At 57.6% G+C, this 6,457-nt stretch carries 6 protein-coding genes and 1 tRNA gene; 5 read left to right on the top strand and 2 right to left on the bottom strand.

Features of this window, described 5'->3' with window-relative positions; all coding sequences use genetic code 11:
• On the bottom strand, positions 1-799 hold a 799-nt coding region (locus tag A3754_RS15125; RefSeq protein ID WP_063520365.1), incomplete at its 3' end, for an acetyl-CoA C-acyltransferase.
• A gap of 310 nt (positions 800-1,109) precedes the next feature.
• Here A3754_RS15125 and A3754_RS15130 point away from each other — a divergent pair.
• From A3754_RS15130 to A3754_RS15150, 5 genes are all read left to right on the top strand, one after another.
• Complete coding sequence (locus tag A3754_RS15130; RefSeq protein WP_007151159.1) at positions 1,110-1,697, top strand: superoxide dismutase; 588 nt, start codon at positions 1,110-1,112, stop codon at positions 1,695-1,697.
• Between the two features lie 189 nt (positions 1,698-1,886).
• Positions 1,887-2,438 carry a hypothetical protein gene (locus A3754_RS15135; protein WP_063520366.1) on the top strand — a complete coding sequence of 184 codons (552 nt, stop codon included), beginning with the start codon at positions 1,887-1,889 and terminating at the stop codon, positions 2,436-2,438.
• Between the two features lie 62 nt (positions 2,439-2,500).
• Positions 2,501-3,361 carry a hypothetical protein gene (locus A3754_RS15140; RefSeq protein ID WP_063520367.1) on the top strand — a complete coding sequence of 287 codons (861 nt, stop codon included), beginning with the start codon at positions 2,501-2,503 and terminating at the stop codon, positions 3,359-3,361.
• A 96-nt stretch (positions 3,362-3,457) separates the two neighbouring features.
• Complete coding sequence (locus tag A3754_RS15145) at positions 3,458-4,150, top strand: hypothetical protein (RefSeq protein ID WP_063520368.1); 693 nt, start codon at positions 3,458-3,460, stop codon at positions 4,148-4,150.
• A gap of 54 nt (positions 4,151-4,204) precedes the next feature.
• Positions 4,205-4,289, top strand: a tRNA-Leu gene (locus tag A3754_RS15150).
• 139 nt (positions 4,290-4,428) lie between these two features.
• On the opposite strand, the gene A3754_RS15155 is transcribed toward A3754_RS15150, so the two are convergent.
• A partial coding sequence (locus tag A3754_RS15155) for a TonB-dependent receptor (RefSeq protein ID WP_063520369.1) occupies positions 4,429-6,457 on the bottom strand: 2,029 nt, incomplete at its 5' end.

Consider the following 6,457-nt stretch of genomic DNA (forward strand, 5'->3'; position numbering starts at 1 on the left):
CGTTGGCCACGGATTCACGGGCCAGTACCAGCGCTGAGCCACCATCGGAGATGGAGCTGGCGTTGGCGGCGGTGACGGTGCCGTCTTTGGCGAAGGCCGGGCGCAGGGTGGGGATCTTGTCGATCTTGGCGTTGCCCGGTTGTTCGTCGGTGTCGACAACCACTTCACCCTTACGGGTCTTCACGGTCACCGGCACGATTTCGTCCTTGAACCAGCCGTTATCGACGGCCGCATTGGCGCGGTTCAGGGATTCGATGGCGTAGTTGTCCATGTCTTCGCGGGTGATGTTGCGCTTGTCGGCCACTTCCTGGGCGAAAGAGCCCATCAGGCGGCCAGTTTCTGCATCTTCCAGGCCATCCAGGAACATGTGATCAAAGATCTGGCCGTGGCCCATGCGCATGCCGGCACGGGCTTTGTCCAGCACGTAGGGGGCGTTGGTCATGGATTCCATGCCGCCGGATACCACGATGTCGTTGGTGCCAGCCTTGATGGAATCGTAGGCAAACATGGTGGCCTTCATGCCGGAACCACACAGCTTGTTGATGGTGGTGGCGCCGGTGCTGTCCGGCAGGCCGGCCAGACGCATGGCCTGACGGGCCGGGCCCTGTTTCAGGCCGGCGGGCAGTACACAGCCCATGATGACTTCCTGTACGTCCTCGGCTTTCAGGCCGGCGCGAGCGACCGCTTCGCGGATGGACGCGGCACCCAGTTCCGGGGCGCTGACAGCGGACAGGGAACCCTGGAAACCGCCCATGGCGGTGCGGGCACCGTTTACAATGACGACTGCATCATCAGACATGTTTTTCTCCTGCCAAACAGTTGAAGGCGTTAACAGAACGCAAAAGAAACGTCCCGGAACGTAAAAATTGGGGCGCATTGTACTTGAAACAAGGGCGTTGCGCCCCATCTGACAAGGACCTGCCGGTCACGTATTGCTGGCAAATGATAGGTTTTGTCTATGATACCGAAAGGCAAAGCCTTGCCAGAGTAGAGAACACGACCGGTAGCTTGTTATTATCGTTCGGCCGCAGGCCACCGGCAGGTTGTCTGCGGGGAATTTCGGCCCGTTGCAGTGAGCAATGGGACAACATGATGTCAGGGGACAAATTATGGCTTTTGAATTACCGCCGCTTCCGTTCGAGAAAAATGCACTGGAACCGCATATTTCTGCCGAAACGCTGGAGTATCACCACGGCAAGCACCACAACGCCTACGTGACCAAGCTGAACGACATGGTTGCCGGCACCGACAACGAAGGCAAATCCCTGGAAGAAATCATCAAGAGCGCCGAAGGCGGTCTGTTCAACCAGGCAGCCCAGGTATGGAACCACACCTTCTACTGGAACAGCCTCAGCCCCAATGGCGGCGGTGCTCCCAGTGGTGATCTGGGCGCAGCCATCGACAAGGCGTTCGGTTCTTTCGACGAGTTCAAGAACCAGTTCAATGCCAAGGCAACCGGTAACTTCGGTTCCGGCTGGACCTGGCTGGTGAAAAACAGCGATGGCAGCCTGGAAATCGTCAACACCGACGATGCGGACACCCCGATTGCCCACGGCAAGGGTCAGGCCCCGCTGTTCACCGTGGACGTGTGGGAGCACGCCTACTACGTGGACTACCGCAACGCCCGTCCCAAGTATCTGGAGTCCATCTGGAACCTGATCAACTGGGATTTCGCAGCCAGCAACTTTGCTGCATAAACCCGGTTGGGTAAGCCTGAAGGGGTCTTTGCAGATACCGTTCAGGCAATGAAAAGGGCCGCTTTTGCGGCCTTTTTTGTGTCTTTATGGCGATAGAAGGGTAAGTTTGGTAGCGTCCGACAGGCTCGGGATCTTGTTGGCCGGATGACGGTCAAATTCCGGGATAATGATGACAATAACAGGTGTTGTATGCGTTTTATTGGATTGGTGATGTTGCTGGCCGGCTTGTGGGTGACTCCGGCCATGGCAGCCGAACAGGCGAGTGACACAAAAACAGCGCAAACAAAGAGCGCTGACGAAGCAGCAAAAAGCCCGGAGCAGCAGGCCATGGATAAACTGGCCGCTGCGGGAATTGGTGAAGCGATAAAGGCGATCAAGAAATTTGGCAGTTTTTACCCTTTCGGATTGGTCCAGAAGGGGGATTCTGCGCAGGCAATGACTTATACAGGCGAAAAAGAGGATGCTCCAGCGCCAGAGCAATGGGTGGAGGTTCTGTACAGAAAGCTTCAAGAAGAAGGGAAGAAAAAGCCGGATGTGGACATGCTGGCTTTATTCCGACTGCATGAAATCAGCGATGATGAAGGGAACCAGGTAATCGGTGTTTGGGCCCTCGTCGATCATCGGGATGTGCGGCCGTGGGTTATTTTCCTGCCATTTCTTGAGAAAGATAACGGAAAATACGAACCGGGCGAGCCAGTCTACTACCCGACCGACCAATCGCTGTTCGATCATTCAGAGTAACGTTGACAGCCAACGTTGAGATAAATAATCAACCAAACGGGGTGTCCCCCGGGAAGTAAAGCATGACGCGAGATCGTGAAGTCAATCTTGGTGACCTGAATGACGTTGCTGTTGATGAACCCCGAGCCAGTACGCCTAGTGCGGCGTTGGGTGGTAATGGCAAAAAAGCGCCTCCGGGTAGCGGCAAACCGGCGCCGAAACCGCACAAGCCGGCGCCTTCTGGTGGTGGCAATGGTGGCTGGATGGCCGCGTGCCTGGTGTTGGTCGTGCTGATCGCTGTTCTGGGTGTCTGGTTTAGCAAGCAGGTCTCCGGGTTGCAGGCGCAGCTGGATAACCGGTTGACGGAATCCAGTGAAAAAATGGGCAACCTTCAATCCCGTTTGTCGGCGACCGATGAAAGCCTCAACCAGTCCTCCGGCAAACTGCTGGATACGGTTCAGACCCACGGCAAGAAGCTGGAAGCGAATGAAGATGAAATCCGCAAATTGTGGGATCTGAGCAACAAGCGCAATAAAGCTGCCATCGCCGAGCAGAAAAAGGCTCTGAGCGCCCTGTCCTCCTCGGTCACCGAGGTCAAAAAAGGCCAGGCGGGTGTGGACGGTAAATTAAAAAATATCAGCAGCGATGCCGCGGCCCTCAAAAAACAGGTGGAAAGCGCGGTGGCTGCGGTGAACAAAAGCAGCGACCAATGGCAGAGCCAGATCGGGCAAATGCAGACACGGGTGGAAGTGCTGGTGGACAGCATCAAGCAGCTTGAGCGTCAGCAAGCCAGCCTGAAAAGCGGTCTGGACAAGGTGGAAAAAGCCCAGGGCAAGATTTCGACACTGGACGCCCGGGTTGACGACGTTGAAGCCGCAGTGGCAGCGTTTGATGCTTATCGTCTGCAGGTCAATAGCCGTCTGGATTCACTGGAAGGCCGTTGATTGTATGACCGGCAGTAGCTGGCGTTCTCCGGGGGGAGAGGCCGGCTCACTGGCAGATTGAGTGAAATAAACAATAATCAAAAAGAGCGTTTTGCCATGGCAAAGATGCCGCATACCCCGTTGTCGGAAAGTAAAGCAAACCGTTTACAGGGCCTTAATCAGGACGTGTTGGCGGTTGCGCCGCCGGCCCCGTTACCGGATACCGAATCTGCACCGTTTATTTCTGCACCACGGCAGAGGCCAGTCGGCATGTCAGAAGGCGGGCGCTCCAGGCTGCTTTGGCTGTCACTGGGGCTCGCCCTGGTGGCCACATCGCTGGCGGTGGTGTTGTGGTTGGAGCAGCGGTCCAGCAGCCGTGAGCTGAGTGAATTACGTCAACAGTATTATCAACTGGCCGCTGATCTGGCAGAACAGAAATCGGCTCGTCCGGTGGCTGTTCAGCCTGCGGGGGGAGCCGCGGATGTGGCAGCGTCAGTGCGTGATGATTTGCGTCAGCTGAGCGCAAAGGTGCGCGGGCTTACTGTGGCGGTGGCCAAGCTGAATAGCACGGATAACGGGGAGACGACGGTGGCGCTGGAAAAGCGCCTCAACGGTTTGAGTGCCAGCGTCAAGGCGCTGTCTTCTCGCGTTGCCTCACTGGATAGCTGGCCCCGGGCGCAGCCGGTGGCGCAATCCGCACCGCAATCCGCACCACAATCGGATAATTCCCGGCTGAACACTCTGCAAAACCGGGTCAGCAAAATCGATCAGGATCTGCAGGCGCTCTACCGTATTCTGCAAGGCGGTTAACCGGTTGGCGGGGGCTGGTAATTAGCCGATAGCCTGCTAGAATAGCCGCCCACTGCGCCAGTGGTGGAATTGGTAGACACGCCAGATTTAGGTTCTGGTGCCGAGAGGTGTGAAGGTTCAAGTCCTTCCTGGCGCACCATCACAAAGAAAGGCCGCAACAGTTTCCTGTTGCGGCCTTTTGCGTTTTTGCCCCTGAAAAAATGTGATCACTTGCAGCAACGCTGCCAGCGGCTCCGCCATCGGGCTGGGAGAGCCGCTGGTCTTCTGGTGCTCAATCATTAGAAGTTGTAGCGAACATCCATGTTGATGGAGCGGCCCGGTTCCAGCAGTGGCGCCACCGTGGGGAACTCCTGGCCATAGCTGGCGCGATCGGTGTATTCCTCGTTATTCAGGTTGTCCACGGACAGGCGCAGTGACAGGGCATCGATCGGGGTGTAGTTCACGTACACGTCGACTACGGTGTAGCTGTCCTGTTTTTCCCCAAGCCCACGTGACTCCAGGTCATCATTCTCCAGAGCGATTTCCGTGGTCAGGCCCAGGGCCCACTGCGTATTCGGCCAGTAGAGCTCGCCGCTGATGGCCACCTGTTCACCCAAAGGCACGGTGAAATAGTTGCCGTCGTAGGAGGTGGCGAATTCGTCATCCATCTTCGATTCGATATCGGCATAGGTAACAGAAAGTCGGCCAAGATCGGCACGGTAACCAACGGTGGTGTCGAAGCCGTTGATATCAAAGTCGGAGAACAGGTCCGGGCCACCACGATAAGTGGGAACACGGGCATCGCGCAGGCCGGTTTCGAACTGATTTGCTTCGAAGAAGAAACCGTTCCAGTTAGCCTTGAAACCCACGGTGTGGTTGTGGGACTGCACCGGTTTCATGTCGTTATAGACCCAGGCGCCGTTGAGAATAAAGTTCTCGGCCAGCGCAGTCCCGCCCCAGACATCGGCGTAACCGGCATTAATGGCAAAGTGTTCGTTGAAATGAAATTCGGCGAAGACGTTGCTGCTGGTGCCTTCGTCTTCATGGCTGGAATCATCGGTGCCGGTGAAATCCTGCTGGTCATAACGCAGGCCGTAGGACAGGTCCAGGCGCTGGAACAGCGTTTGGCGGAATTGCACGAAGGCGCCGGTGTTTTCGGCTTTTTCTTCCAGATCCGGGTCTCCGGCGAACTGGAATACGGCGCTGTCATCGTAGTAGTCCATACCGGCGGTGATATCCACGAAGCCGGTGTGGAAGGTGTTTTTGGCGGTGGCCGAGACGCTCTCGGTGATGCCGGTGTATTCCACGGTGGTGTTGGGGGCGGCCAGCGGATTTTCGCTGGTGACCAGCTCGGTCTCGTTATTGGCGACAGTCACTTCCGGGTTCCACAAGCCACTGCCTTTCAAGCGGCTGTAACCGAGCACGGTGTTTTGGCGGGTCAGGTCATAGTTGCGTGATGCCGGTACTGGCCGCCCGGCGGTGAGGCCGGAAAAATTGGCTCGATAGGGGCGCTCGGAATCGTCGTTGACCACTTCGTGGCTCAGTTCGATTCGCCCGACGTCGGCATTCTCGTAGGCCAGCTTGGCCAGGCCGCTGAGCAGCCCGGGCTCGGTGTAGGGCACGTTATCGCCGTTGGCATCTTCGTAGTGATTGCCCTCTACCTGCTTCACATAACCCAGCGCTTCGAAACCGTTACTGCGACCGAACAGGGAGCCGGCAGTGGTGACGGCATCGCCATTGGAGGCATAGCGGCCGTTCAGGAAGCCACCCAGGTTATCACCAGGGGCGAGCATATCGGCCACATCCACGGTTTCGTATTTCAGCGCGCCGCCCAGTGCGCCGGGGCCGTCATCGGCAGAGGCTACGCCGGCGGCGGCACTGGCGGACTTCAGAAGAGAAGGGTCGATCAGGTTGGTGGCGTTGTGGTGGAACACCTTGTTGTTCTGCCGGGCGCCATCCACGGTGACCAGCATGGCGGTTTCTTCCACACCGCGCACATAGACCTTTTCGTTGACCGGTATGGAGCCGCCCACAGAAACGGAGGCCTCGTTCTTGAACAGGTCCTTGGTGTCCTGGGGTTGTGCCCGTGAAATATCGCTGTAGTCATAGCTGACGATGTTCTGCAGATTGTCGCCGCGGGCGGCGCTGACTTTGACAGGTTCCAGGGTGGATGCTCGGGTGTTGGCTTTGGCCAGGGCAAACGATCCATCCGGCTGTGCCTTTGCCACCAGGCCGGTGCCGGCGAGGATCCGGCTCAGGCCCTGTGCGGGGGTGTAGCTGCCTTGCAGGCCCTGGCTCTGCTGGCCTGCGGCAAGCTGGATGTCACCG

It is taken from the genome of Alcanivorax sp. HI0083 (genome assembly GCF_001635175.1).

Coding starts and splice junctions, on each gene's coding strand:
- A3754_RS15130 (WP_007151159.1), top strand. CDS start 1,110: ATGGCTTTTGAATTACCGCCGCTTCCGTTCGAGAAAAATGCACTGGAA.
- A3754_RS15135 (WP_063520366.1), top strand. CDS start 1,887: ATGCGTTTTATTGGATTGGTGATGTTGCTGGCCGGCTTGTGGGTGACT.
- A3754_RS15140 (WP_063520367.1), top strand. CDS start 2,501: ATGACGCGAGATCGTGAAGTCAATCTTGGTGACCTGAATGACGTTGCT.
- A3754_RS15145 (WP_063520368.1), top strand. CDS start 3,458: ATGGCAAAGATGCCGCATACCCCGTTGTCGGAAAGTAAAGCAAACCGT.